The following is a 25,407-nucleotide window of genomic DNA, read 5'->3' as shown; positions in this document are numbered from 1 at the left end:
AACCTTGGCGGACAGTTGTTCTACGGTCAGGTCGTTCCCGTTTCCGTCGCGTCCACCGGGGACACTCGCGGCGGGCGGCGCCGGGTGGCGGTGATGCTGTAGGTGAGGATCGAGGAGAGCAGGATCACCAGCACCGGCGCCACCACCGGGACCCAGGGGAGTTCGATCGGTAACAGAGCCGCCCCGCCCGCCGCGGCGGTCCACAGGATCGCACCGGCAACCGAAGGCAGGGTGGTCGGGACCACACCGCGCGGCGCGGTGACGGTCGCGATGTTCAACAGGTAGGTGGTGGCGACCAGGCCCGCGGCCGCGGCCGCCACCAGGCCGGTGTCCGCCAGCGCCAGCACACCGATCACCAGCAGGACGGCGCCGCAGGCCGCGAGCCGCCACCACCAGCCGATCACCACCAGGACGATGGCGGCCGGGGCCGCCCACGGCTGGATCAGTGCCACGAGGAGTACCAGCAGGGTCCCGGAGAGGAGCGCGAGGAATTTGATCATCGGCGCACCCGGAGGGTCCGGCGATGCCGGGGCAGCAGACGCATCGTCTGGTCCAGGCGGGCGTCCTCGGTCCAGGCCACGATATCCACGCCGACCGTGCTCATATCCCGGTACATCGACATCCGCTCCAGCTGCCACATCCGCTCCATGATCGGATCCAGCTCACCGGCGAACGGACTGCCGCGCAGTACATCCACCGCCACCACCACATGCCCCCGTTTACGGAGATCGATCAGCGCGAGCGCGAACTGCGTATCCAGCAGAGTGCTGAAGGCGACGACGATGGCACCGAGCGGGACGGCGGCGTACGGGGCGAGGGTGCCGGTGGTGGGGATGTGCTCGTCGCCGACGTCCAGCACGGTATCGACGATCCGGTAGAACTGGCGCCGCCCGATATCGGGGCGCAGCCAGCGCGGCGACTGCCCGAGGCACACCACGGCGGTACGGTCGCCGGCCTGCAGGGTGGACTGCACCACCTGCGCGGCGCCGCGCACCGACAATTCGAGCGCGTCGGTGGCCGGGCCGGGAGCCTGCTGGGAGGTGTCCACCAGTACCACCACATCAGCGGACCGGTTGGTCAGGCGTTCGGTCACATACAGCCGGCCGCGGCGGGCGCTCACCGGCCAGTTCACGATGCGCAACTGGTCGCCGGGGGCGTAGGCGCGGATATCGGCGTACTCCACCCCGGGGCCGTGCCGCCGGGTGAGGTGCACGCCGAGGCGTTCGGGAAGTTCGGTGCGTGGCATAGGCATCCGCTGCGGGTCGGTGACCGGATAGACGAAGACCTCCCCGGCGGGCAGGGTCGCGGTGGCCAGCGCCATACCCGCCGGGCTCAGCGCTTTCACCCGTACGGAGATCGGGTAGCGACCCCACCGCTGCGCGGAAACAGTGAGCCGCAGCCCCGCGGGCGCCGAACCGGAATCCGATGTTTCCTCGACGGTGACCGTCATCCCCTCGGGAGCGACCGGTTTACAGCGCAGCAACGCATGCCCCTGCTCGACGAACGCGGCGATGGTCACGGTGACCTGCTCGCCTTCGAAACAGCGCTGGGTACCGCCGCCGTCCACCTGGATCCGGGTCCGGGTGACCTGCCAGGGCGCGCCGGCCAGCACCCCGAGCATGGGAGCCGCGAACACCACCAGCTGCCAGCTTCCCGCGACCACCGCCGCCAGCAACGCCACGGCGGAGGCGATGGCGAGCAGATAGGTGAGCGGGGCGGGGCGCCAGCGCAGTCGCGCCTCCACCGTGGCACTGGCGTCGCGGTGTCTCATGGCGTGGCGGCGCGCGGAACCGGAAGGCGGCGCAGCAGTTCACCGATCACGTCCTCACCGCGGATACGGCGTACCCACATCTCCGGCCGCAGCGTGATCCGGTGCGCCATGGCGGGGACGGCGAGGGCTTTCACGTCCTCGGGGACCACGTAGTCGCGGCCGTGCAGCAGGGCGCGGGCGCGCGCCATCTGCACCAGGTCCAGTTCGGAGCGGGGGCTGGCGCCGACCTCCACCTGCGCGTGGCCGCGGGTCGCGGCCGCCAGAGCGACCACGTAACCGACCACGTCGGGATGTACCGAGACGAACTCCACGGTGTGCCGCATCTCCAGCAGCCCTTTGGCGTCCACCACCTGGTTCACCCGCGGCGGCACCGCGCCCCGCTCCAGCCGCCGGCGGATCATCTGGGTTTCGTCCTGCTCGGAGAGGTAGCCGAGCCGCAACTGGATGGCGAAGCGATCGAGCTGCGCCTCCGGCAGCGGATAGGTGCCCTCGTATTCGATCGGGTTGTCGGTGGCGAGCACGATGAACGGCTGCGGCAGCGGGAAGGTTTCCCCGTCGATACTCACCTGCCCCTCGGCCATCGCCTCCAACAGGGCGGCCTGGGTTTTCGGCGGAGTGCGGTTCACCTCGTCGGCGAGCAGCATATGGGTGAACACCGGGCCGCGGCGGAAGGTGAAGCGACCGGTGGTCATATCGTAGATCGTCGAGCCGAGCAGATCGGCGGGCAACAGATCGGGGGTGAACTGCACCCGGGTGAAATCCAGGCCGAGCGCTGCCGCGAACGACCGGGCGATCAGTGTTTTGCCCAGTCCGGGCAGATCCTCGATGAGCACATGCCCGCCGGACAAGATCGCGATCATGATGAGCTGCAGCTCTTCGCGTTTACCGACCACCACCCGGGAAACCTCCCGGAGCACGGCCTCGGTGCGTTGGACGGTCGCGTCCAAGGGCATCGTCATGTCATCTCTCGCAATGTGTCGACCCGTTTCACATTCTCTGTAGGCGGCTCAGGATCTCGTCGAGAGCCGCGCGGCCCGGCGCCGGCGTGTCCTGGTCACGCAGCGCCGAATCGGCCGGATCCACCCAGCGCCACAATTCGGCGCCGAACAGGTGGATACCGGCGTTCTCCAGCGCCCGCCGGTTCTTGCTGACCCGCAGGCCGGCGGACAATTGGAATTCCTTGGCCAGCAGCGGTCGCAGATGCCGATCCCAATCGGCACGGCTGCCGTCGGCACGGTCGACGAGCATTTCGGCACGGGCATGCCAGTGGCGCAGCATTTCGGCGGGCCCGTTCTCCATATCGTCGGCCGGTTCCTTCTCCCTCTTCTCCGGGCGCAAGAGCACCCAGACGAAGCAACCCAGTGCGACAGCGACCGGAAAACCGGCCGCTACCAGCACGAAATCACGAGCCCGCAGAGAGGCGACGATTTCGAAGACCGCCACCGCGAGTACAGTGGCGGCGACTATCCAGGGCCGGCTCACCGCGGACCCCCGCTCGGGCCGAGCGGCGGATAGCCGGGGTCCAAGGTGCCGGTCACCGCCGTATCCGGAGCCGGTACGCCCTGGAGGTCGGCGAGCACCACCCGCAGCAGTTGTTCGGCCCGCATCCGCTGCCATGCGAGCATGGAATGCGGGCTGAACCGGGCCTCTTCGAAAAGTGCCACCAGTTCCCGGGCCGAGGCGTCGTGCAGGGCGCCGTGTTCGAACGCGCGGGCCAGTACTTCCATCGGGGTATCGGAGGCCAGTGGGGCGGCGCCGCGGGCGTAGCGCAGGCCGCGTTCCATCGCCACATAGCAGGCGATGATCGCGGTGCGCGGATCCTGGCCGGGCGCGTTCATCGCCGCCAGACCCATCTCCGCCGCCTTCATCAGGGATTCGGTATCGGTGGCCGCCGCCTCGTCCGCGGTGGCGGCCACCTCGCCGGTGTCCTCGGCGTGCTCACGCCGCTGCGTGTTGACCGTGACGACCGCCAAACCGGTCACCGCGACGGCGACGAGTGTGCCGGCGGCGGCTGTGGCGAGGATCAGACCGGTGCCGGTGAGCGCCGGTTCCTCTTCCGCCAGCCCGGGCGGGTCGGCGGGGCGGGTCTCGGAACGCGCACCGCCCTCCGGCGCCGGAACCGTTTCGGTGGTGCGCTGGAAACCGATGAAGTACACCGCGAAGGTGATGGCCACCAGTACGCCGGTTACCGCCAGGAGGAACAGGACGACCACACCGAAGCGGCCGAGGCGCCGGATGCGATCGGTTTCGCCGGTATCGACCTCGGGCATGGCCAGCGGTAACCGGTGCTGACTGGCGATGACCCCGGCCAGCAGCACCACGATCGAGACGGTGAGCAGTACCGGCATCAGGGCGACGGTGAGCGGCGACGGCGCCCCGTGCGCCGTGTCCTCGGCGGTCTCGGTGAGCCCCGGGATATGACCACGCAGCGCGACGACCGCGCAGAACAGCAGCGCGAACACCGCCACAATGCGCGCGATCAGCGCCCGCGACCCGGCCAACCCGTTACCTCGAACCTGCCTACTGCCAAGACCAGCCCACATATTTACATGCCGGACAGCCGGTCCGGTGGCGAATCGGCAATATGGAATGCGGAGTTTCTCATCTTTACCAACCCCTCGCCGGCAAACCTACCGACCATTGCGCAAACGACACTTATATCCTGTGCCGGACCGTGAATGGTCACAACCCGCGGCGGACCCCCGTGACCGATTCGAGTGCCCGGTCTCCGGCACTCTGCTCAGCGCAGGAACCACCGCGCCGCCGTGCCCGCGCGAGCCGCGCCCGGCGCGGTGATCGTCCATTCCCGTTGACAGCCGGATATCCGGCCGTTCCGGTCAGGCGGCCGGGTCGACGCTCAGGACCAGACCCGAGGTAGGCACCCCGGTACCCGCGGTGACCAGCACATTTTCCACACTTTCGACCTGGTTCACCGAGGTTCCGCGCAACTGGCGCACCCCTTCGGCGATTCCGTTCATACCGTGGATATACGCCTCACCCAATTGGCCTCCGTGCGTATTGACGGGTAATTTTCCACCGATTTCTATCGCCCCGTCGGCAATGAAATCCTTGGCCTCACCGCGGGGACAAAATCCGAGTTCCTCCAGTTGCATCAGCACGAACGGAGTGAAGTGATCGTAGAGAATTGCCGCCTGCATATCGCCGGGGCGTAAACCGCTCTGCGACCACAGCTGATCACCCACCAGTCCCATTTCCGGGAGGCCGGTCAGCGCATCGCGGTAGTAGCTGGTCATCACGTATTGATCCGCTCCGCTGCCCTGCGCCGCCGCCGTGATCACCGCCGGTGTGTTCGGCAGGTCCCGCGCCCGCTCGACGCTGGTCACCACGATCGCCACCCCACCGTCGGATTCCTGGCAGCAGTCCAGCAGATGCAGCGGTTCGGCGATCCAGCGCGAATTCTGATGGTCCTCCAGGGTTATCGGCTTGTTGTAGAAGAAGGCGTTCGGATTCACCGCGGCGTGTTTGCGATCCGCCACCGCGACCCGGCCGAAATCCGCGCTCGTCGCGCCGTAGACGTGCATGTACCGGCGTGCCACCATGGCCACCTGCGCGGCCGGGGTACCCAGACCGTGTGGATAGGACCAGCCGGCGTCGATTCCGGAGGAGGTGGGCGCCGCGGCCAGCGAAGTGGAGAACTGCCCGAACCGGGAGACCGACCGTTCGTTGAACGCCCGATAGGCCACCACCACATCGGCGATCCCGGTGGCCACCGCCATCGCGGCCTGCTGCACGGTGGCGCAGGCCGCGCCACCGCCGTACCCGATATGGCTGAAGAACTTCAACTGCGGTATCCCGACCGCGCGGGCCACCGCCACCTGCAGGTTGGTATCCATCGTGAAGGTGGTCAAGCCGTCGACGTCGGCCGGGGTGAGCCCGGCATCGGCGAGGGCGGCGGTCACCGCTTCCGCGGCCAGGCGCAGTTCACTGCGACCGGACTCCTTGGAGAAATCGGTGGCACCGATACCCGCGATGGCGGCCCGGCCGGACAGTGGGTGATCGGATGTAGTCATACGAACCTCGTTCCGCGGGCCACACCGGCCCTCGCTCCGCCTGCAGTGCTCACGCCCCGGCCCCCGGCTGCCCGACGGCGACGACGACCTTCGCGACGATGTGATCGCCCAAGCTGTCCTTCCCCACGACCTCGAGGTGGATGTCCTCCCCCTCCAGCGCGGTGACCTTCCCGGTGAGGGTCAGGGTGTCGTAGGCGTACAGCGGTACGCCCAGCCGCAACGCGATGGATTTCACCACGGTCGCCGGCCCCGACCAGTCGGTGACGAACCGCTGCACCAACCCGGTATCGGTCAGGATATTGACGAAGATGTCCTTGGAGCCACGCTCGACCGCCTTGTCGCGGTCGTGGTGCACATCCTGGAAATCCCGGGTGGCCAGCGCGGTGCTGATCACGAAGGTGGGGTCGGCGTGGATGGACAGCTCCGGAAGTTCGGTCCCCACGCGGACCGCCGAGCGGTCGAATACGGCGGTCATGCGCTCACCTTCCAGAACGGCAGTACCGTATCGTCGTCCAGCTTCTCGAATCCGGCTACGACCGGCAGTCCCACCTCGACCTCCTCGGGTTCGATACCGCGCAGCTCGCCCAGCATCCGCACTCCCTCCGCCAGTTCCACCAGCGCGACCACGAACGGCAGCTCCCGTCCGGGCACCTTCGGCGCGTGGTGCACGACGTAGCTGAACACCGTGCCTTCGCCCGAGGCCACCACATAGTCGACCGGTTCGGTCTTGTCCTGCCAGATGGCCGGGATCGGCGGGTGGCGCAGCGTGCCGTCGGGCAGTTTCTGGATCCGCAGCTCGCCGGCTTTCGTACCCTCCCAGAAGAACTCGGTGTCGTGGGACACCAGCGGGCGTACCCGGTCGGCCACGGAAGGTTTCGCCGGGGCGCCGGTACCAGGGGCGAATTTCAGGATACGGAAGAGCATTTCGGTGACGAGCTCATCGCCCACGTACCAGCTGGTGCGGTAGGTCAGGAAGAAGCCCTCGCCCAAGCCGGTGCGTTTGGGGCCGGCGATATCGTCGAGCGCGCTGGTGATGCTCACTTCTTCGCCGGGGCGCAGGTAGCGGTGGTAGATCTGCTCGCAGTTGGTACCCACCACCGAGGTGTAACCCGCGGAATCGAGCAGGGCGTTGGTAGCTTCCATCGGATCGTCGGCCGGGCGGCGCCCGCCCAGCCCGAGCATGGTCCATACCTGGGCCATGGCCGGGGGCGCGACGATCCCGCCGAACCCGGCGGCCTCGGCGGCCGCCTCGTCGACGTACACCGGGTTGGTATCGCCGATCGCCTCCACCCAGTTGTTGATCATCGGCTGGTTCACCGGATCACGACCGGGTCGGGGCGCGCTGGCACCGGCCGCCTTGATCTTCTCCGCCGCGGCGATGATCTCTTCCGGAGTCCCGATATCCGGCACGCGCTTCTCCTTACTGTGTTGACGACCCGCCGACATGCACGAAGGCGGAGGACCGCACGAGGCCCACACCAACCGCCCACCGACAACCGGACACCTCGCCTGTGAACGCGGACGCCGGAGCGAAGGCGAAGGACCGCACGAGGCCCACACCGACCGGCCACCGGTGAACGGACACCTCACCTGTGGACGCGGACGCCGGAGCGAAGGCGGAGGACCGCACTAACGCGGTACCCGCGGTAGCTTCAGGCCCGCGGAGGCGACGAGTTCGCGCATCACCTCGTTGACACCTCCACCGAAGGTCACCACCACGTTCTGTTTGGTCCGCCGGTCCAGCCAGGTCAGCAGTTCCGCGGTCGCCGGGTCGGCGGGGTCGCCGAAGCGTCCGACGATCTCTTCCGCCAGCCGGCCCGCCTCCTGCAGTGATTCGGTGGAGAAGATCTTGGTGGCCGAGGCGTCCGCGATGACCTGCGACTGATCGATATCCGGATCGTCCGCGGTGGCCGCCACCTGCCAGTTCAGCAGTTCGTTGAGCCGGGTCATGGCGAAGATGCGGCCCAGCGACTGCCGCGCGGCGGGTTCGTCGAGGACGCCCCGCGGGCGGGCCCATTCCCGGACCCGGTCGTAGAGCTGTTCGATCTTGCCGGAGGGACCCAGGCTCACCCGCTCGTGATTGAGCTGTGTGGTGATCAGCCGCCAGCCCTTGTTCTCCTCCCCGACCAGCATATTCGCCGGAACCCGGACACCGTCGAAGTAGGTGGCGTTGGTGTGGTGGGCGCCGTCGGCGGTGATGATGGGGGTCCACGAGTAACCCGGATCCCGGGTATCGGCGATCAGGATGGTGATTCCACGATGACGAGACTCCACCGAGCCGGTCCGGCACGCCAGCCAGATGTAGTCGGCTTCGTGCGCGCCGGTGGTGAAGATCTTCTGCCCGTTGACGATCCAGTCACCCGACTCGTCCTTGACCGCGCTGGTCCGCAGTGCGGCCAGGTCGGTGCCGGCTTCCGGCTCGGAATACCCGATGGCGAAGTGGATATCGCCGGCGAGGATTCCGGGCAGGAATTTCTCCTTCTGCTCACTCGTACCGAACCGCTGCAGTGTCGGGCCGACGGTCAACAGGGTGACCAGCGGCAGCGGGACGTCCGCGCGGGAGGCCTCGTTGTAGAAGATCTGCTGTTCGACCGGGCCGAAGCCCTGGCCCCCGTACTCCTTCGGCCAGCCGACGCCCAGCCAGCCGTCGCGGCCCATCCGGCGCACCACCGCCCGGTAGGCGTCGCCGTGCCGGTTGACCGCCATCTCGGCGGACTCCTCCGGGGTCACGAGGTCGGCGAAATAGGCGCGTAGGTCGTCGCGTAGTTCGCGTTGTTCGCTGGTCAGATCTATGAACACCCTGCCCCCAATCGTTCGAGCCGCAGCGCGGCGCCGCCCAGCCAGCGGGCGAGGTCCTTGGACTGTGAGTAGTAGCGGTGCATGGAGTGGGTGACATCTACTCCGATACCGCCGTGCAGGTGGTGACATTGCTGCATGGCACGCGGCAGTTCCGCGGCCACAGTGTAGGCGAGGACGTTCAGGTCCTCGTCGATTCGCCGCTGCCGTTCCGGGCTCGAATCATCCTGTCCGAGTGCCCAGCTCGCCGAGACGGCCGCGACGTGCAGGGTGCGCGACACCACGTAGAGATCGGCGATCTGCTGGGCCACCGCCTGGAATTCCGCGAGGGGCCGGTTGAACTGGTGTCGCGTACCCACGTGGGCGGCGGTGAGTTTCACCGCGCCGGAGAGCAGGCCGTCGGCCGCCGCCCCGATGGCGGCCAGCGCGAATCGGTGCAGCCGCGGACCAGCGTCCGGGAGCAGCCGGTCGGCGGGTACCGCCACCTCGTCCAGCGATACCGAGAATTCGGGTAGCTCACCCGACACCGGCGAGGGTGAGATCGTGAGACCCGCGGCGGAGGAATCCACCAGCACCACACCGGAGTCCGTGGAGACCAGTATCCACCGCGCCCGGTCGGCGCAGGGTACGGCCACCTTGTAGCCGGTGACCCGCACGGTGTCGCCGGAGACCTTCGCTGTGGTCGCGGGTTCGGTGGTGAGTGGAGCGCCGGTTTCGCTGATCGCGGCGGTGAGCACGGCACCCTCGGCCACGGCCGGGAAAACTTCCGCCGCCACCTCCTCGGGCAGCGCCCCCAGCAGCGGCAGTACCCCGAAGCCCAGGGTCGGCAGCGCGGGCGCGGCGACGGCATCGGTGGCCAGCTCGGTCAGCAGCACCGATACCGCGTCGATGCCCATATCGTCGCCGCCGAAGCGCTCCGGTAGCGCCACCGACAGCAGACCGGAAGCGACCAGTTTCGGCCACAGTCCGGCGTCGCGCGCCGACTCTCGCTCCAGTAGTCCGACGACGACCTCGGCCACCGCGTCCTGGGCCTCGTCTCGGGTGAAGTCCACGTTCTGTTCTCCAGTCGTCGCACGAACTAGCCGGCCGCGTCGCGGGGTAGTCCCAGAATCCGCTCGGCGGCCACGGTCAACAGGATCTGCTCGGTTCCGCCCGCGATCGACAGGCAGCGGGTGAGCAGGAATTCCGACGTTTCGGCGGTGGCCCGCGCACCAGCGGGACCGGCCACCTGCACGGCGAACTCGGCCACCGCCTGGCGATGCCGCACTCCCACGAGTTTGCGCACACTGCTCTGCGCGCCCGGATCGGCTCCGGCGAGGATGCGCACCGCCGCGCGCTGTTCCAGCAGCAGCCCGGCGATGGCCTCGGCGACGAAACCGCCCAGCCGATCGTTGATCAGTTCCGAGCCCCGGCCGGTCGCGGGCAGCTTGGCGATGAGTTCCTCGAGTGCCGGGCCGATCCCGTTGCCGCTCATGGCGACCCGTTCGGCCGACAGCGTGGAGCGGGCGATCTTCCAGCCGTTGCCCAGTTCGCCCACCACGCATTCGTCGGGTACGAAAACCCCGTCCAGGAAGACTTCGCTGAAGCGGGCCTCACCGGTGATCTGTACCAGCGGGCGGATATCGATTCCCGCGCTGCGCATATCGACCAGGAAATAACTGATGCCCTTGTGCTTCGGTGCGGCCGGGTCGGTGCGGGCCAGGCAGATGGCCCAGTTCGCCTCTTCGGCCAGCGAGGTCCACACCTTCTGGCCACGCAGGATCCAGCCACCGTCGGTACGTTCGGCCGTGGTGCGCAGCGCCGCCAGATCCGAGCCGGCTCCCGGTTCGCTGAACAGCTGGCACCACACCACCTCGCCGCGCAGCGTGGGCCAGGCGAAACGTTCGATCTGTTCGGGTGTGCCGTGCTGCAGCAGGGTCGGGACCGCCCAGCCGCCGATGGTGAGATCGGGCACGGACAGCCCGGCACGACGGAGTTCCTCCGAGATGACCAGGCCGGTCATCGGATCGGCGGCCCGGCCGTAGGGCTCGGGCCAGTGCGGCATGATCAGCCCGGCCTCGGCCAGCTCGATGCGCTGGTCCCCGGCCGGCAGCGCGGCGATCCGGGCCACCTCGGCGGCCAGTTCACCGGTCACCGCGCCGGTATCGGCCGCCGCGTCGGCGAGTATCCGGTCGGCCCCGGTGGTGCGGCGCCGGCCCGCTCGGGTCAGCTCGGTGACCCGAGCCCGCCAGTATCCGCCGCCACCGAGCAACCGGCTCAGGGCCACCGCCCGGCGCAGGTAGAGGTGGGCATCGTGTTCCCAGGTGAAACCGATACCGCCGAGTACCTGGATACAGTCCTTGGCGGTTTCCACCGCGGCGTCCAGGGCGATGGCCGCGGCGATCGCCGCCGCGATGGGAAGCTCGGTGCCGCCGGAATCCATGGCGGCCGCGGCATCGGCGGCCACGGAGCGCACCAGCTCGGTGCGGCACAGCATCCACGCGCAGATGTGTTTGACGGCCTGGAACGTTCCGATCTTGCGACCGAACTGCTCACGTACTTTGGCGTACTCGACGGCGGTGGACAGGCACCAGCCCGTCACCCCCGCGAGTTCGGCCACGGCCAGCGCCACCACCAGGTCTTCTACGGCGTAGCCGGGGGCGAACACCGCTTCCGGAGGCACGCGGACCCCGTCGCAGCGCACCCGGGCCAGGGGCGTGGTCAGGTCGAGCGGGTCCAGTGGTTCGAGGTGCAGTCCGGCGGCATCGGGTTCGAGCAGGCACCAGCGCCGGCCGCCGGCGGTGTCCACCGGCAGCAGCACCGATGTTCCGGGCGCGGCGCCGAGTACCGATTCCCAGCTGCCGCTCAGCAATCGGGTGCCGTCGCCGGGTTCCAGTATCGGAACGGCCGGTCCGGCGGCGGGTTCGTCACTCGGTGCGACGGTGTCCAGCGCGACCCCGCACGGCTGGTCCTCGGGTAGGGCACCCGCGGTCACCAGTGCGGCGACCGCGGTGCTCAGTACCGGGCCGCCCACCAGGTCGTGCGCCGCCTGTTCGATGAATACGGCCAGATCGGCGACCGATCCGCCCGCGCCGCCCGCTTCCTCGTCGACCGCGACGTGGAAGATTCCGAGCTCGGTCAGTGTTGCCCAATACGTCCGCCAGAAATCGGTGGCGTCGGCCCGCATTGTTGCAATCGGTTGCGCCGCTGCTGCCCATCCGCTCATCGACTGTTGAACGGCTTTATGCTCGTCAGTGGTGGCGATGGTCACAGTCCATACCGCCTTTCCGGCGTGACTCCCACACCTAGAACATGTTCTAATATCCACGGTGGGCGGAAGTCAAGACACGCGTCTACTCCACTACCGCACGCGCCGCGAAACGATCGATGTCACGGAAAGGACTCCACTCCATGGCCAGCCCCTCCCGTTCCCAGCCCGGCGATTCGGGCGCGGCGACCGCCGCCCCCGTCACCACGCTGCGGGAGGACGAGCTGAGCTCCGCCGCGCAGCGCGAGCGACGCAAGCGGATCCTGGATGCCACCCTGGCGCTGGCCTCCAAAGGCGGCTACGACGCGGTACAGATGCGGGCCGTCGCCGAACGCGCCGATGTCGCCGTGGGCACCCTCTACCGGTACTTCCCCTCGAAGGTTCATCTCCTGGTTTCCGCCCTCGCCCGGGAGTTCGAGCAATTCGAGAGCAAGCGCAAACCGCTGGCCGGTCAGTCACCGGAGGAGCGGATGCATACGCTGCTCGCCCAGATCACCCGGATGATGCAGCGCGACCCCTTGCTCACCGAGGCCATGACACGCGCGTTCATGTTCGCCGACGCCTCGGCCGCCGCCGAGGTGGACCGGGTCGGAAAAGTGATGGACCGGGTCTTCGCCCGGGCCATGAACGACGGCGAACCCACCGACCGGCAGCTCGCCATCGCCCGCGTCATCAGCGACGTCTGGTTGTCGAATCTGGTGGCCTGGCTCACTCGCCGCGCCTCCGCCACCGATGTGTCCGAACGGCTCGAACTGACCGTTGATCTACTACTCGGCAAACGCTCGGAGCAGTAGGTAACCGCACACACTCCCCGCCGAATCGGACAAGGGCTCTCGACACAGTATTGTCATGCGCGCCCCCTCTTAACGAAAACTCCGATCATTAGGTTGGATGTGTGAGCGCACAGGATCTGCCACTCGAACTCCGCCGAGCACTGTCGACGGTTGCGCGCGTGCCTCGGCTACTGGTCGCCTCGGACTACGACGGGACCATCGCGCCCATCGTCGCCGATCCGGCCAAGGCGTACCCGCACGGGGAATCCGTGCGGGCGCTACGCGCGCTTGCCGGACTTTCCGGCACCACCGCGGCCGTCATCTCCGGCCGCGCGCTGCGTGACCTGGCCGCGCTGTCGCGCCTCCCGGTCGAAGTACAGCTGATCGGCAGCCACGGTTCCGAATTCGATGTCGGCTTCGTACATGCCATCGACAACGACGCCAAGCAGCTGCTGCGCGAGGTGGTCACGGCGCTGAACGCGATCGCCGCGGAACATCCCGGGGTCACGGTGGAAACCAAACCCGCCAGCGTCGCACTGCATGTGCGCAACGCCTCCCCCGAAATCGGGCGCCGCGCGCTCCAGCAGGCCCGTCAGGGCCCGGCCTGCTGGGTGGGCGTCCAGGTCACCGAGGGCAAAGCCGTTATCGAGCTGGCCGTGGTACCCACGGACAAGGGATCGGCCCTCAGTACCGTCCGGCATCAGGAGAGCGCGTCGGCGGCGGTGTTCTTCGGCGACGACGTCACCGACGAGAAAGCGTTCCGGGTGCTGGCGGGCCCGGATATCGGGATCAAGGTCGGCGAGGGCGAATCCCTGGCCAAATACCGGGTGGACAGCACCGAGGCGGTATCCCACGCGCTGGCCTTCCTGCTCGAGGAGCGACGCACCTGGCTGGCCGGCGCCAGCGCTCCGCGGATCGAGCGGCTGACCATGCTCGCCAGCCCCCGCTCGGTGGCACTGGTCACCCCCGACGCCACCGTCACCTGGCTCTGCCACCCCGAACCGGATTCGGCCGCGATCTTCGCGCACCTCCTCGGCGGTCTGGGCGCCGGGCATTTCTCGATCTGCCCGCAACGTCCCGGCCTGCCGCTGTCACAGCGGTATGTCGACAGCACCATGACAGTCGAGACCCGATGGGCGAAACTGCAGGTCACCGACTACCTTCCGCATGATGTGGATCCCGACCGGACCGACCTCACCCGCGTGATCACCGGAAGCGCCCCCGCCGAGGTAACCTTCGCACCCCGGCCGGAATTCGGCCAGGTTCCGGTGTCCATCCAGGTGGAACGCGACGGATTGCGCGTCTGGGGCACCAACGACCCGGTGGTACTGCGCTCTCCCGGGGTCGAATGGCAGATCCACAGCGACGGGGTACACGATTCGGCCACCGCCGTGGTGGATCCCTCTCAGGGCCCCGTGGTGCTGGAATTGCGCTGCGGCACAAATGATCTGGCCCTCTCCGAAACCAGCGAGCCCGAACGCCGGCGAATCGCCGAACTGTACTGGCAGGAATGGGCGAAAACCCTGGACCTGCCCACGCTCAAACCGGATCTGATGAAACGGTCCGCGCTCACCCTGCGCGGGCTGGTGCACGCCCCCTCGGGGTCCATCCTGGCGGCGGCCACCACCTCGCTGCCGGAAGATATCGGCGGGGTGCGCAACTGGGATTACCGCTACTGCTGGCTGCGTGACGCCGCGCTCACCGCGAGCGCCCTGGTCTCGCTGGGCTCGCTCTTGGAGGCCGAACAGTATCTGGACTGGGTACACCGCGTCCTGGAGACCCTGCCCGGCCCCGAGCGGCTGCATCCGCTGTACACCATCTACGGCGAGACCCTGCCGCCGGAGGCGGTGATCGACCAGCTGCCCGGCTACGCCGGATCGCGTCCGGTCCGCGTGGGCAATGCCGCGAACATGCAGGTGCAGCTGGACGTTTTCGGCCCGATCGTGGATCTGATCACCAATCTGGCCCACGCGCGGGAGAAGCAGGGCATCACCGACCCGCGCAAGGTGCTCCCCGACGCCGACTGGGAGCTCGTGCACGCCATGGTCTCGGCGGTACAGCGGCGCTGGACCGAACCCGATCACGGTATCTGGGAGATCCGCGGCAACCCCCGTCACCACGTGTACTCGAAGGTGATGGGCTGGCTCACGGTGGACCGGGCCCTCACCCTGGCGGAGAAATTCGACCGGCCGATCGACACCGCCTGGGCGCCGCTGCGGGAGACCATCGCCGAAGAGGTCAAGACCAAGGGCTGGAACGAAGAGGTCCAGTCCTATACCGCCGCCTATGACGGCACCGATCTCGACGCGGCCACCCTGCACATCGGTCTCAGCGGGCTGATCGACCCCGCCGATCCGCGGTTCGCCGCCACGGTGGTGGCCACCGAAGCCGAGCTGCGCAGCGGGTCCACGGTGTACCGCTACCACCACGACGACGGCCTGCCCGGCGGTGAGGGTGGTTTCCATCTGTGCGCCGCCTGGCTGGTGGAGGCGTATCTGCTGATCGGTAAGCGCTCGGACGCCGAAGCGCTGTTCGCTCAGCTGGTGGATGTGGCGGGGCCGACGGGGCTGCTCAGCGAGGAATACGATCCGGTCGCCGAACGGTCGCTGGGCAACCATCCGCAGGCCTACAGTCACCTGGGCCTGCTGCGGTGTGCGCAGTTGCTCGGAGCGTGAGAGAAAGGGTGGGCCCGCTGGGAGAAGCGGAGTCCACCCTTTCTGTACCGGTCGGTTGGTCCAGAGGCGATGATTCGCCCTGCTAAAGTAAAACGGAAACGATTTCCATTAACTTTGGTAGGTTGGCCGTGTCATTGAAATCCGCCCGTAGCGCTCTGATCCTCGCCATAGGGGTGGCCACCGCCGCGGCTGCCACCGCCTGCGGCGGTGGCGGAACCGATTCCGGCAAGCCCTCGGTGATCGCCTCCACCAATGTATGGGCCGATATCGCCGCCACGATCGCCGGACCCGACGCCGAAGTTTCGGCGATCATCTCCGACCCGGCCGCGGACCCCCATTCGCACGAAACCTCGGCCGTGGAATCCGCACAGCTCAGCGATGCCGATCTGGTCGTGTACAACGGCGGCCACTACGACGAGTTCATCGCGAAGGCGATCGAGGGCCGGGACAAACGCACGGTCGAGGCGGTCACCGCGCGAGACCCGGAGATCGCCGGCGACAGCAATGAACACGTCTGGTACGACATGGAAACCGTGGCGGCGGTCGCCGAACGCATCGGCGCCGCACTCGCCGAGATCGATCCCGGGCACGCCGACGCATACACCGACCGGGCGGCCCGGTTCACCGACCGGATCGGTCAGGTGAGCGCACGTATCGACCGGATCGCCGCCGACCACCCCGGCGTACCGGTACTGCAAACCGAACCGCTGGCGTACTACCTGTTGCAAGACGCGGGTACCGTCGACCGGACGCCTCGCGACTACCAGGAGGCCATCGAGCAGGAGACCGATCCGGCGCCCGCGGCGGTGGCAGCCACGCGCGATCTGCTCACGAACAAGCAGGTACGCGTACTGATCTACAACGTCCAGACCGAGGACAAGGTCGGCCAAGGGCTGCGCGCCGCGGCCGAGGCGGCGGATATTCCAGTGGTCGAGGTGACCGAAACCTTGCCATCGGGGCTCGATTTCATAGCGTGGCAGACCCAGAACGCCGAGGCACTGGCAAAGGCCGTCGCCTGACGGTTGCCGACAGCGACGAACGGATGGATGCGATGAGCACAGCGACGACGGCGGGCAACGCACCGCTCCGGCCGGAGGGAGCGAATCGCCGATGACGAACGTGCGCGCCCATGACGCTCCCGCTCCGGCCGGCAACGACGCCCGCCCGGCATCCCCCATGGCGGAAAAGGATCGTGAACAGCAAGAACATCCGGATCCCGCACCCCGTACCGGCCCCTGCGACCCGATCGTGCAGCTCACCTCCGCGACCCTCGCCTTCGGCGATCGCACCCTCTGGCGGGAACTGGACCTGAGCGTGGGCCGCGGCGAATTCATCGCCGTTCTCGGCCCCAACGGTTCCGGAAAGACCTCGCTGCTGCGGGTACTGCTCGGCCAGCTCGGCCTGACCTCCGGCAGCGCTCGGATCGCTGGGGCGGCGCCGCGCGCCGGGCACCCGGATATCGGTTACATACCGCAGCAACGCACCATCGACGCCGGTGTGCAGTTACGCGGAACCGACCTCGTCGGTCTCGGTGTCGACGGACACCGCTGGGGGCTGGGCCTGCGCGGCCGGGCCGAACGGCGCCGGAAAGTCGCCGCCGCTGTCGCGGCGGTCGGCGCCCAGGCATTCGCGAACGCACCGCTGGAAAGTATGTCCGGCGGTGAGCAGCAGCGGTTACGGGTGGCACAGGCACTCGTCGGCGACCCCTCGGTACTGCTGTGCGACGAACCCCTGCTCAGCCTGGATCTGGCCAGCCAGCATCTGGTCTCCGGCCTCATCGACGCCCGCCGCCGCGAACACGGGACCGCGGTGCTGTTCGTCACCCACGAGATCAACCCGATCCTGCCGCTGGTGGACCGAGTGCTGTACCTGGTCAACGGCGAATTCCGGATCGGCACCCCGGACGAGGTGATGACCTCGGCGGTCCTGTCCGAGCTGTACCGGACCGAAGTCGATGTATTACGGGTGCGGGGCCGGCTGGTGGTGGTGGGCACCGGCGACACCATGGACGCGCTCGGCGCCGCGGGCGCCCACTGCCACGGGGAGCCCGGCACCCCGCACACTCCCACCCCGGCGGACCTCCCCCAGCGAACGGAACAGGCGCATAGCTGAATGGACAAGCTTTCCGATGTGCTGACCGAGATGTTCGATCTGCGGACCACCGTCGACCTGCTCGGGTACGACTTCGTCCAGCAGGCCGTACTCGCGGCGGCCCTGCTCGGCCTACTCGCCGGCGCGATCGGGCCCCTGATCATCAGCCGGCAGATGTCGTTCGCGGTGCACAGCACCAGTGAGCTCTCGTTGACCGGCGCCGCCGCCGCGCTGCTGGTGGGTGCCGGGGTCGGGCTCGGCGCCATCGCCGGATCGGTGGTCGCGGCCGTACTGTTCGGCGTACTCGGCACCCGGGCCAGGGAACGCGATTCGGTGATCGCGGTGGTGCTCTCGTTCGGCCTCGGTCTCTCGGTACTGTTCCTGTGGCTCGGGCCGGAGCGCGCCGGTTCGAAATTCTCGCTGCTCACCGGTCAGGTCGTCAGTGTGGGATTCGGGGGGCTCACCCTGCTGGCCACCTGCACGGCAGCGGTACTCGCGGTTCTCGCCGTCGTCTACCGCCCGCTGCTTTTCGCCAGTACCGACCCCGAAGTCGCGGTGGCCCGCGGGGTACCGGTGCGAGCCCTGTCGATCCTGTTCGCGGTGATGCTCGGTATCACCGCGGCGTTCGGCGTCCAGATCGTCGGCGCTCTGCTGGTACTCGCACTGCTGATCACTCCCGCCGCGGCCGCTGCGCAACTGACCGCCGACCCGGTACGCGGCACGGTGCTCGCGGTGGTATTCGCGGAGATATCTGCGGTGGGCGGAATCCTGCTGTCACTGGCTCCGGGTGCGCCGGTCTCCACCTTCGTCACCACGATCTCGTTCGTGATCTACCTGGTCTGCCGGGTGGTCGGCGCCCGGCAGCGGCAGTTCGCCCGGGTGCGGTAGTTCCGGCCCCGCCTCCCGGCGGTGCGGGTTCGGGGGTGACCCTACGGAGAGGTTTTGCGGGCAGGTGCCTTCAGTCTGTGGGGATGGGTTTCGTATGCTCATCGCGACGCTTCCGGAACGAAGGGCACCCCATGATCGACTTCACGATTCCCGCCGACCTGGCCGCCGAACGAGACCGCATCCGCCGCTTCGTCGCCGAGAAGATCGTGCCGTACGAGCGTGACCCCCGCCTCACCTCACACGGTCCCACCGACGAGCTCCGCCAGGAGCTCGTCGAACTCGCCCGTGCCGAAAAACTGCTCACCATCCAAGCCCCCGTCGAGCTCGGCGGCCGTGGCCTGACCCATATCGAACAGGCCGTCCTCTACGAGGCCGCCGGTTGGTCCACCCTGGGTCCGGTCGCCATGAACTGCGCCGCACCGGACGAGGGCAATATGTTCCTGCTCTCCAAGATCGCGAACCCGGAGCAGACCGAACGCTATCTGCGACCGGTGATCGACGGGCACCAGCGCTCGGTCTTCGCCATGACCGAACCCGACGGTGCCGGCTCCGACCCAGGCCAGCTCACCACCACCGCCACCTTCGACGGCGAGAACTTCACCATCCGAGGCCGCAAATGGCTGATCACCGGCGCAAACGGGGCCAAAACCTGGATCATCATGGCCCAGCTCGCCGAGAACCCGCACCTCCCGGCCGGTCCCACCCTGTTCCTCACCGACGGCGACCAGCCGGGCATCGTCATCGAACGCACCATGAACACCATGGACCGCAATTACGTGGCCGGGCACTGCGTGGTCCGCTTCGACGACCTCACCCTGCCCGCCTCCGCTCTACTCGGTGAAGCCGGCCAGGCCTTCCGTTACGCCCAGCTGCGCCTGGCCCCGGCCCGGCTCACCCACTGCATGCGCTGGCTCGGTGCGGCAGAACGCGCCCAGAGCATCGCCGTGGAACACGCCAAAACCCGCACCGCCTTCGGTAAACCCATCGGCGAACACCAGGGCGTCTCCTTCATGATCGCCGATAACGAGATCGCCCTGCACCAGTGCCGCCTCACGATCTGGCATGCCTGCTGGCTGATGGACCAGGGAGAAAAAGCCCGGCACGAGAGCTCGATGGCGAAATCGTTCGTCTCGGAGGAACTGTTCAAGGTCGCCGACCGCTGCGTCCAGATCCTCGGCGGGATCGGCGTCAGCGACGAGACGGTCGTGGAAATGATCTTCCGCGATATGCGCCCCTTCCGGCTCTACGACGGCCCCACTGAGGTACACAAGTACGCCATCAGCCGCAAAGTCCTGCGGTGATTCAGGCGCGCCGGTCATAGGTGGGCCGGCTCGCGAGGTGAGTGGGCGGACGGACCCCCTAATCCGTAGTTCGGTAGCTCCGGACTCGGAAACAAGGGGTCCGCATCCGAGGCAACCACACAGCGCCGAGTCTTACGAGGCTCACAAAGGGTCGAGCCCGCGTCGTGCTCGGGCACTCGAAGCGCATGCGCCGAAGGCGCGAGTCCCGAGTGCCCGAGCACGACTGCGAAAGGGCTCAACCCCGCGCCGCCGATGAACACAGCTACCATTCCTGGTCATGAGTCCGGAACTGCTCGTCGATGTCTCAGCGGGCATCGCCGTCCTCACCCTGAATCGCCCGGCCAAGCAGAACGCTTTCGATCCCGCGATGACCGAAGCCCTGAGTGCCGCGTTGAGGCGCTGCGATACCGAAGACGCGATCCGGGTCGTGGTGATCACCGGCACTCCGCCGGCGTTCTGCGCGGGCGCGGATCTGTCCGACCGGGTGGGGGAAGTCAGCGCGAGTATCGATCCGCCGCCGTTCCGGCTGCGTAAACCGGTTATCGCGGCGGTCAACGGGCATGCGGTGGGGGCCGGGCTGGCGCTCGCGTTGCAATGCGATCTGCGGTATATGGCCGATGACGCGGTGTATGCGTTGAGCCAGGTCCGCCGCGGCGTTCTCGCAGACGGCTATGTGCACTGGACGCTGCCGCGGCTGGCCGGGCTGGCCAACGCGGCCGATATCCTGCTCACCGGCCGCACGTTCGACGGCGACGAAGCCAAAGCGATGGGGCTGGCCAATGCCTGCCTGCCGGCCGCGGAAGTGCTGCCGACAGCGCTGGCGGTAGCGCACGATATCGCCAACGGGTCCGCTCCCCTGAGCGCCGCGCTCTCGAAGCGACTGCTCTGGGAGGGTATCGGCCTGGAGCCGGGTACGGTGCGGCAGTTGGAGACGGAACTGAACTCCCATATCGCCGACGGCCGTGACGCGGGTGAGGCGATGGCGGCTTTCCGGGAACGCCGTCAACCGAACTGGGCGGGTTCGATCAACGACGAATGGCCGAACTGGGCGCGGGCGAAATGGTCCGGGCAGCAGAGCCTGGGCTGAGCGGGCTCATCAGCCGCCGCTGAACCACACCAGGGTGAACAGCAGCGCCATCAGGATCATCAGGATGGTGCCGATGACGCCGAGGGTGTAGCCGACCACCACCTGGGTGCGGCCACCGTATCCGCCGCCGGCTTCCTCGATCTGATCGAGAGCGCGTTTACCCAGCGCCCAAGCCACCGGCCCGGCCAGCCCGCAACACAGCACACTGAGCGCGCCGAGAAAGAGCACCGCCGTCGCATGCGGGTGCTCGACCGGCTTACCGATGGGCACGTTGGGTATCACCACATGTCGAATTCTACGGTGTGGTGCCGGTTTTGCGGTCCGGCAGGAAAGGATTCACCGCCGAACCGGCCTCTGACCGTTGCCCGACACGCTGACCGGCTGCCGTCGCCCCCTGCCCTGTGTGGCGGCTCCGGCTTTTCGTGGTGTGGGTTGTGGGGACGTCTCAGCCGCGCCGTTGCCGCGCCGTCTCGGCCAGCACCACACCGGCCGCGACGGAGGCATTCAACGATTCGACGGGACCGGCCATGGGAATGTTCAGGATGGTATCGCAGGTTTCGCGGACCAGCCGCGACAGACCCTTGCCCTCCGACCCGACCACGATCACGGTCGGCCCGGTACCGTCGAAATCGTCCAGGGAGGTGTCGCCGCCGGCGTCCAGGCCTACCACCTGAACGCCTTTGGCAGCCCAATCCTTCAGGGTGCGGGTGAGATTCGTGGCCCGGGCGACCGGCAACCGGGCCGCCGCGCCCGCGCTCGTACGCCAGGCCACCGCCGTCACGCTGGCGCTGCGGCGCTGCGGGATGACCACACCGTGGCCGCCGAACGCGGCGACCGAGCGCACCACAGCACCCAGGTTGCGTGGATCGGAGATATTGTCCAGCGCGACCAGCAACGCCGGCGCCGCCGATTCCCGGGCCCGGGTGAGCAGATCGTCGGGGTGTGCGTACCGGTAGGGCGGTACCTGCAGTGCCAGCCCCTGGTGCAGACCGTTGTTGCTCATCCGGTCCAGATCGGTGCGCGGCACCTCGAGAATGGAGATCCCGGTATCGGCGGCCGTCCGCACGCTTTCGGTGAGCCGCTCGTCGTTCTCGGTGCCCACCGCGACGTAGAGCGCCGTCGCCGGAACCCCGGCACGCAGGCATTCCACCACGGGGTTACGACCCAATACCAGCTCGGGACCGTCGTCGGCGCGCCGTCCGGCCGGCCGGCCGCCACGGTTCGGCGAATTGCTCTGCGTGGCTTTGGCTTTCGCCGCGGCACGGCGCGCGGCCGGATGTTTCGTACGCATCTCCGCCGGTGGTGTGGGCCCGCGACCTTCCAGACCGCGCCGCCGCTGGCCGCCGGACCCGACGACCGCCCCCTTCTTCGTGCCGCCTTTACGGATCGCTCCGCGACGCTGTGAGTTGCCGGCCATCAGCCCGCCTTTCCAGGGGTAGGTGTGCCCAGCGACCATTCGGCGCCGTTGGGGGTATCGGTTACTTCTATCCCGGCCGCCTGCAGGCGATCGCGGACGGCGTCGGCGGTGGCCCAGTCCTTCGCGGCCCGGGCCTGCTGCCGGCGCTCCAGTTCGGCACCGACCAGGACATCCAACGCCGCGTCGGCCGCCGAATGATCGGTGGAGCGGCGCCAATGCGGATCGAGCGGGTCCACACCCAGCACGTCGAGCATGGCCCGGACCTGGCTCGCATGGGCGCGGGCGGTATCGAGTACGCCCGCGTCCAGGGCACGGTTGCCCTCGTGCACGCCGTGATGGATTTCGGCGAGCGCTTTCGGGACACCGAGGTCGTCGTCCAGCGCCGCGGCGAAGCCGTCGGTCCATTTGCCCATCGGGATATCTCCGCCGCGTTCGGCGACCCGGTGTACGAACGCCTCGATCCGCTGATAGGACTGCGCGGCATCCGCGAGCGCTTTATCGGAGTATTCCAGCATCGACCGGTAGTGGGCGCTGCCCAGATAGAAACGCAATTCGACCGGCCGCACGGATTTCAGCACATTCGGAATGGACAGCACATTGCCGAGCGATTTCGACATCTTCTCGCCGCCCATGGTCACCCAGCCGTTGTGCAGCCAGTACCGGGCGAAACCGTCACCGGCCGCCTTGGATTGAGCGATTTCGTTCTCGTGGTGCGGGAAAACCAGATCCATACCACCGCAATGGATATCGAATTCCGGGCCGAGATAGAACGCGGCCATGGCCGAGCATTCCAGATGCCAGCCCGGGCGGCCCGGCCCCCAGGGCGAGGGCCATGTGGGTTCACCCGGTTTCGCCGCCTTCCACAGCGTGAAATCGCGAGGGTCGCGTTTGCCGAGACCGGCACTCTCACCCTGGTGCACATCCTCCAGCCGGTGACCGGAAAGGTGTCCGTAGTCCGGATAGCTGCGCACATCGAAATACACATTGCCCGCGGAAGCATAGGCATGCCCCCGGTTGATCAGCCGCTGCATCAATTCGACCATCTGGGTGATATGCCCGGTGGCACGCGGTTCCGCCGACGGGGGCAGCACCCCGAGCTGCCGATAGGCTTCGTCGAAGGCGCGTTCGTGGGTCGCGGCCCATTCCCACCAGGGCCGTCCGGCGGCCGCCGCCTTGGCGAGGATCTTGTCCTCGATATCGGTGACATTGCGGATGAAGGCCACATCGAGCCCGTTGGCGGCGGTCAGCCAGCGCCGCAGGATATCGAAGGCGACTCCACTGCGGACATGACCGATATGCGGTAGACCCTGCACGGTGGCGCCACACAGGTACACCGAGGCATGGCCGGGTACCAGCGGCGTGAAATCACGCAGGGTCCTTTTCTCGGTGTCGAACAGGCGCAGCGTCACGGTAGTGGGGTCCTAGTTTCGTGTATGGGTCGCACTCGAGGGTGCGGTGGGGATATGGGCAGGGTAGCGGGAGTGCTCGTCGATCGAGCAGTCGGCTGTGGCAGCCGGCCTCCGGGAAACGCGGCCGAACCGAGCCCGTGGCGATCGGCTCCGTATTCGGCCACTGTACTGAAATAGGCGGCTCCGCCGGCCCTATGCGCCGGTCACGCTCCGCTACCGGCGGGGGGCTCTGCGCTCGGCCGCCCGGGACAGTGCAGCAGGGCGGTGGCCACCGCGGCGATACCCTCCCCGCGGCCGGTCAAGCCCAGTCCGTCGCTGGTGGTACCGGAAACCGACACCGGCGCGTCGAGGAGGTCACCGAGCACCCGCTGGGCCTCCGCCCGCCGCGGCCCTATCCGAGGCCGATTGCCGATGACCTGGACGGCGGCATTGACCACCGCGTATCCGGCCTCGTCCAGTAACCGGCGCACTTCTTTCAGCATGGCGGCCCCGGACACACCCGCCCATTCGGGACGTCCGGTGCCGAACACCGAGCCCACATCGCCGAGCCCGGCCGCGGACAGCAGCGCGTCGCAGAGCGCGTGCACGGCGACATCGCCGTCGGAATGTCCCGCGCAGCCGTCGTCGCCGTCGAACAGCAGACCGGCCATCCAGCAGGGACGCCCGGCTTCGATGGGATGCACATCGGTGCCTATCCCCACACGCGGGTTCAGCACGGGCTCACCACCGACCGCCCATCGAATACGGCTTCGGCGAGCCGCAGATCCAGCGGTGTCGTGATCTTGAAAGCGAGAGGATCACCGGCGACGGTGCGCACCGCGATACCGAGCCGCTCGACCAGGCCGGCATCATCGGTGGCGAGTTCCGGGCGCGTATAGGCCCGGCGCAGCACCTCCGCGGAGAAACCCTGCGGGGTCTGGACCGCGCGCAGTGCGGCCCGATCCGGTGTTCCCGTGACGGTTCCCGCGGCGTCGACCGCTTTGATCGTGTCGACCACCGGCAGCGCGGGCACCACGGCAGGGTGACCCGCCCGGAGCTCGGCCACTACGCGAGCTATGAGGGCCGGCGGGGTGAGCGCCCGCGCGGCATCGTGGACCAGGAAGTACGCGCAATCCCCGGCAGCGGCGAGCCCCGCACGGACCGAGTCGGTGCGTTCGGCACCGCCGGGCACCACGCGGACAGGCGCCGCGGGCGGTAGGAGAGCCGCGGTGTTCTCGACGAGTTCGGTGGGCACCATAACTATGACCTCGTCGACAACCCCGGAGGCGATCAATCCGCCGACCGCCAGCCCGAGCATGGGTGTGCCGCCGATCGGGACGAACGCCTTGGGCTCGGTTGCGCCCAGACGCACGCCACGACCGGCGGCAGGAACCAACGCGGTGACAGAACCGGCGGTACGGCCGGAACCGTCTGATTCGTGCACGGTCAGGACGCCGCGGCGAGAACCTCGTCGAGCAACGTCTCGGCCTTGCCGTCATCGGTGCCCTCGGCGAGCGCGAGCTCGCCGACGAGGATCTGCCGAGCCTTGGCCAGCATCCGCTTCTCACCCGCGGACAGGCCGCGATCCTGTTCCCGGCGCCACAGGTCGCGAACGACCTCGGCCACCTTGTTCACATCGCCGGAGGCGAGCTTCTCCAAGTTGGCCTTGTAACGACGGGACCAGTTGGTGGGCTCCTCCGTATGCGGTGCACGCAGCACCTGGAAGACCCGATCCAGACCTTCCTGGCCCACGACATCGCGCACGCCGACATATTCCGCGTTTTCCGCGGGAACCCGAACAGTGAGGTCACCCTGTGCGACCTTCAGGACCAGATACTCTTTCTGCTCACCCTTGATGGTGCGGGTCTCGATAGCTTCGATCAAAGCCGCCCCATGATGGGGATAAACGACGGTATCTCCGACCTTAAAAATCATGTGTCCC

24 protein-coding genes are annotated in these 25,407 nt (G+C 68.0%); 7 read left to right on the top strand and 17 right to left on the bottom strand.

Annotated elements, in window-relative coordinates:
- Positions 1-26 precede the first annotated feature (26 nt).
- The 11 genes from ACYR7D_RS08070 to ACYR7D_RS08020 all read right to left on the bottom strand — a co-directional run bounded on the left by ACYR7D_RS08070 (position 27) and on the right by ACYR7D_RS08020 (position 11,848).
- Positions 27-500, bottom strand: coding sequence for a hypothetical protein (locus ACYR7D_RS08070; protein ID WP_459548989.1), 474 nt, complete (start codon positions 498-500; stop codon positions 27-29).
- Complete coding sequence (locus ACYR7D_RS08065) at positions 497-1,771, bottom strand: DUF58 domain-containing protein (RefSeq protein WP_459548988.1); 1,275 nt, start codon at positions 1,769-1,771, stop codon at positions 497-499. Before ACYR7D_RS08065 ends, ACYR7D_RS08070 begins: the two co-directional genes overlap by 4 nt.
- Positions 1,768-2,730 (bottom strand): AAA family ATPase, encoded by a 963-nt coding sequence (locus ACYR7D_RS08060; protein ID WP_459548987.1) that lies wholly within the window; start codon positions 2,728-2,730, stop codon positions 1,768-1,770. Before ACYR7D_RS08060 ends, ACYR7D_RS08065 begins: the two co-directional genes overlap by 4 nt.
- Before the next feature lie 28 nt (positions 2,731-2,758).
- Positions 2,759-3,253 (bottom strand): hypothetical protein, encoded by a 495-nt coding sequence (locus ACYR7D_RS08055; RefSeq protein WP_459548986.1) that lies wholly within the window; start codon positions 3,251-3,253, stop codon positions 2,759-2,761.
- A complete protein-coding gene (locus ACYR7D_RS08050) occupies positions 3,250-4,272 on the bottom strand; it encodes a DUF4129 domain-containing protein (protein WP_459548985.1) in 1,023 nt (340 codons plus the stop codon). Before ACYR7D_RS08050 ends, ACYR7D_RS08055 begins: the two co-directional genes overlap by 4 nt.
- A gap of 336 nt (positions 4,273-4,608) precedes the next feature.
- On the bottom strand, positions 4,609-5,802 hold the full coding sequence (locus ACYR7D_RS08045; RefSeq protein WP_459548984.1) for a lipid-transfer protein: 1,194 nt from the start codon (positions 5,800-5,802) through the stop codon (positions 4,609-4,611).
- Positions 5,803-5,851: 49 nt separating this feature from the next.
- Positions 5,852-6,277, bottom strand: coding sequence for a MaoC family dehydratase (locus tag ACYR7D_RS08040; protein ID WP_459548983.1), 426 nt, complete (start codon positions 6,275-6,277; stop codon positions 5,852-5,854).
- The gene (locus tag ACYR7D_RS08035; protein ID WP_459548982.1) at positions 6,274-7,248 is read right to left on the bottom strand and encodes a bifunctional MaoC family dehydratase N-terminal/OB-fold nucleic acid binding domain-containing protein; all 975 of its coding nucleotides are present in this window, start codon (positions 7,246-7,248) and stop codon (positions 6,274-6,276) included. The genes ACYR7D_RS08040 and ACYR7D_RS08035 overlap by 4 nt, the downstream gene beginning before the upstream one ends.
- A gap of 183 nt (positions 7,249-7,431) precedes the next feature.
- Positions 7,432-8,601, bottom strand: a complete 1,170-nt coding sequence (locus ACYR7D_RS08030) for an acyl-CoA dehydrogenase family protein (protein WP_459548981.1) — start codon at positions 8,599-8,601, stop codon at positions 7,432-7,434.
- Positions 8,592-9,650, bottom strand: a complete 1,059-nt coding sequence (locus ACYR7D_RS08025; protein WP_459548980.1) for an acyl-CoA dehydrogenase family protein — start codon at positions 9,648-9,650, stop codon at positions 8,592-8,594. Before ACYR7D_RS08025 ends, ACYR7D_RS08030 begins: the two co-directional genes overlap by 10 nt.
- Before the next feature lie 26 nt (positions 9,651-9,676).
- The gene (locus tag ACYR7D_RS08020; protein ID WP_459548979.1) at positions 9,677-11,848 is read right to left on the bottom strand and encodes an acyl-CoA dehydrogenase family protein; all 2,172 of its coding nucleotides are present in this window, start codon (positions 11,846-11,848) and stop codon (positions 9,677-9,679) included.
- A 140-nt stretch (positions 11,849-11,988) separates the two neighbouring features.
- Here ACYR7D_RS08020 and kstR point away from each other — a divergent pair, with 140 nt between their 5' ends.
- From kstR to ACYR7D_RS07985, 7 genes are all read left to right on the top strand, one after another.
- A complete protein-coding gene (kstR, locus tag ACYR7D_RS08015; RefSeq protein ID WP_459548978.1) occupies positions 11,989-12,639 on the top strand; it encodes a cholesterol catabolism transcriptional regulator KstR in 651 nt (216 codons plus the stop codon).
- 101 nt (positions 12,640-12,740) lie between these two features.
- Positions 12,741-15,293, top strand: coding sequence for a trehalose-phosphatase (gene otsB / locus ACYR7D_RS08010; RefSeq protein WP_459548977.1), 2,553 nt, complete (start codon positions 12,741-12,743; stop codon positions 15,291-15,293).
- Positions 15,294-15,421: 128 nt separating this feature from the next.
- Positions 15,422-16,312: a metal ABC transporter solute-binding protein, Zn/Mn family gene (locus ACYR7D_RS08005; RefSeq protein WP_459548976.1), complete on the top strand. Its 891-nt coding sequence runs from the start codon at positions 15,422-15,424 to the stop codon at positions 16,310-16,312.
- A 157-nt stretch (positions 16,313-16,469) separates the two neighbouring features.
- Positions 16,470-17,405 carry a metal ABC transporter ATP-binding protein gene (locus tag ACYR7D_RS08000; RefSeq protein ID WP_459550081.1) on the top strand — a complete coding sequence of 312 codons (936 nt, stop codon included), beginning with the start codon at positions 16,470-16,472 and terminating at the stop codon, positions 17,403-17,405.
- Positions 17,406-18,272, top strand: a complete 867-nt coding sequence (locus tag ACYR7D_RS07995; protein WP_459548975.1) for a metal ABC transporter permease — start codon at positions 17,406-17,408, stop codon at positions 18,270-18,272.
- A gap of 131 nt (positions 18,273-18,403) precedes the next feature.
- A complete protein-coding gene (locus tag ACYR7D_RS07990; RefSeq protein WP_459548974.1) occupies positions 18,404-19,573 on the top strand; it encodes an acyl-CoA dehydrogenase family protein in 1,170 nt (389 codons plus the stop codon).
- Positions 19,574-19,850: 277 nt separating this feature from the next.
- Positions 19,851-20,660, top strand: coding sequence for an enoyl-CoA hydratase/isomerase family protein (locus tag ACYR7D_RS07985; RefSeq protein WP_459548973.1), 810 nt, complete (start codon positions 19,851-19,853; stop codon positions 20,658-20,660).
- Between the two features lie 9 nt (positions 20,661-20,669).
- Here the strand turns inward: ACYR7D_RS07985 and ACYR7D_RS07980 are convergent, their stop codons facing one another.
- The 6 genes from ACYR7D_RS07980 to carD all read right to left on the bottom strand — a co-directional run bounded on the left by ACYR7D_RS07980 (position 20,670) and on the right by carD (position 25,400).
- Positions 20,670-20,945, bottom strand: coding sequence for a DUF4190 domain-containing protein (locus ACYR7D_RS07980; RefSeq protein WP_459548972.1), 276 nt, complete (start codon positions 20,943-20,945; stop codon positions 20,670-20,672).
- A gap of 160 nt (positions 20,946-21,105) precedes the next feature.
- Positions 21,106-22,077, bottom strand: coding sequence for a 23S rRNA (guanosine(2251)-2'-O)-methyltransferase RlmB (gene rlmB, locus ACYR7D_RS07975; RefSeq protein WP_459548971.1), 972 nt, complete (start codon positions 22,075-22,077; stop codon positions 21,106-21,108).
- A complete protein-coding gene (gene cysS / locus ACYR7D_RS07970; RefSeq protein WP_459548970.1) occupies positions 22,077-23,486 on the bottom strand; it encodes a cysteine--tRNA ligase in 1,410 nt (469 codons plus the stop codon). The genes rlmB and cysS overlap by 1 nt, the downstream gene beginning before the upstream one ends.
- 203 nt (positions 23,487-23,689) lie before the next feature.
- Positions 23,690-24,199, bottom strand: coding sequence for a 2-C-methyl-D-erythritol 2,4-cyclodiphosphate synthase (gene ispF / locus ACYR7D_RS07965; RefSeq protein WP_459550080.1), 510 nt, complete (start codon positions 24,197-24,199; stop codon positions 23,690-23,692).
- Entirely contained in the window at positions 24,196-24,909 is a 714-nt protein-coding gene (gene ispD, locus ACYR7D_RS07960) for a 2-C-methyl-D-erythritol 4-phosphate cytidylyltransferase (RefSeq protein ID WP_459548969.1), read from the bottom strand. Before ispD ends, ispF begins: the two co-directional genes overlap by 4 nt.
- Positions 24,910-24,911: 2 nt before the next feature.
- Positions 24,912-25,400 (bottom strand): RNA polymerase-binding transcription factor CarD, encoded by a 489-nt coding sequence (gene carD / locus ACYR7D_RS07955; protein WP_011206964.1) that lies wholly within the window; start codon positions 25,398-25,400, stop codon positions 24,912-24,914.
- Positions 25,401-25,407 lie beyond the last annotated feature (7 nt).

It is taken from the genome of Nocardia sp. X0981 (assembly GCF_977089955.1).
Note: the sequence above shows the minus strand (reverse complement) of the source record. Positions and strands in the feature narration are given on the sequence as shown.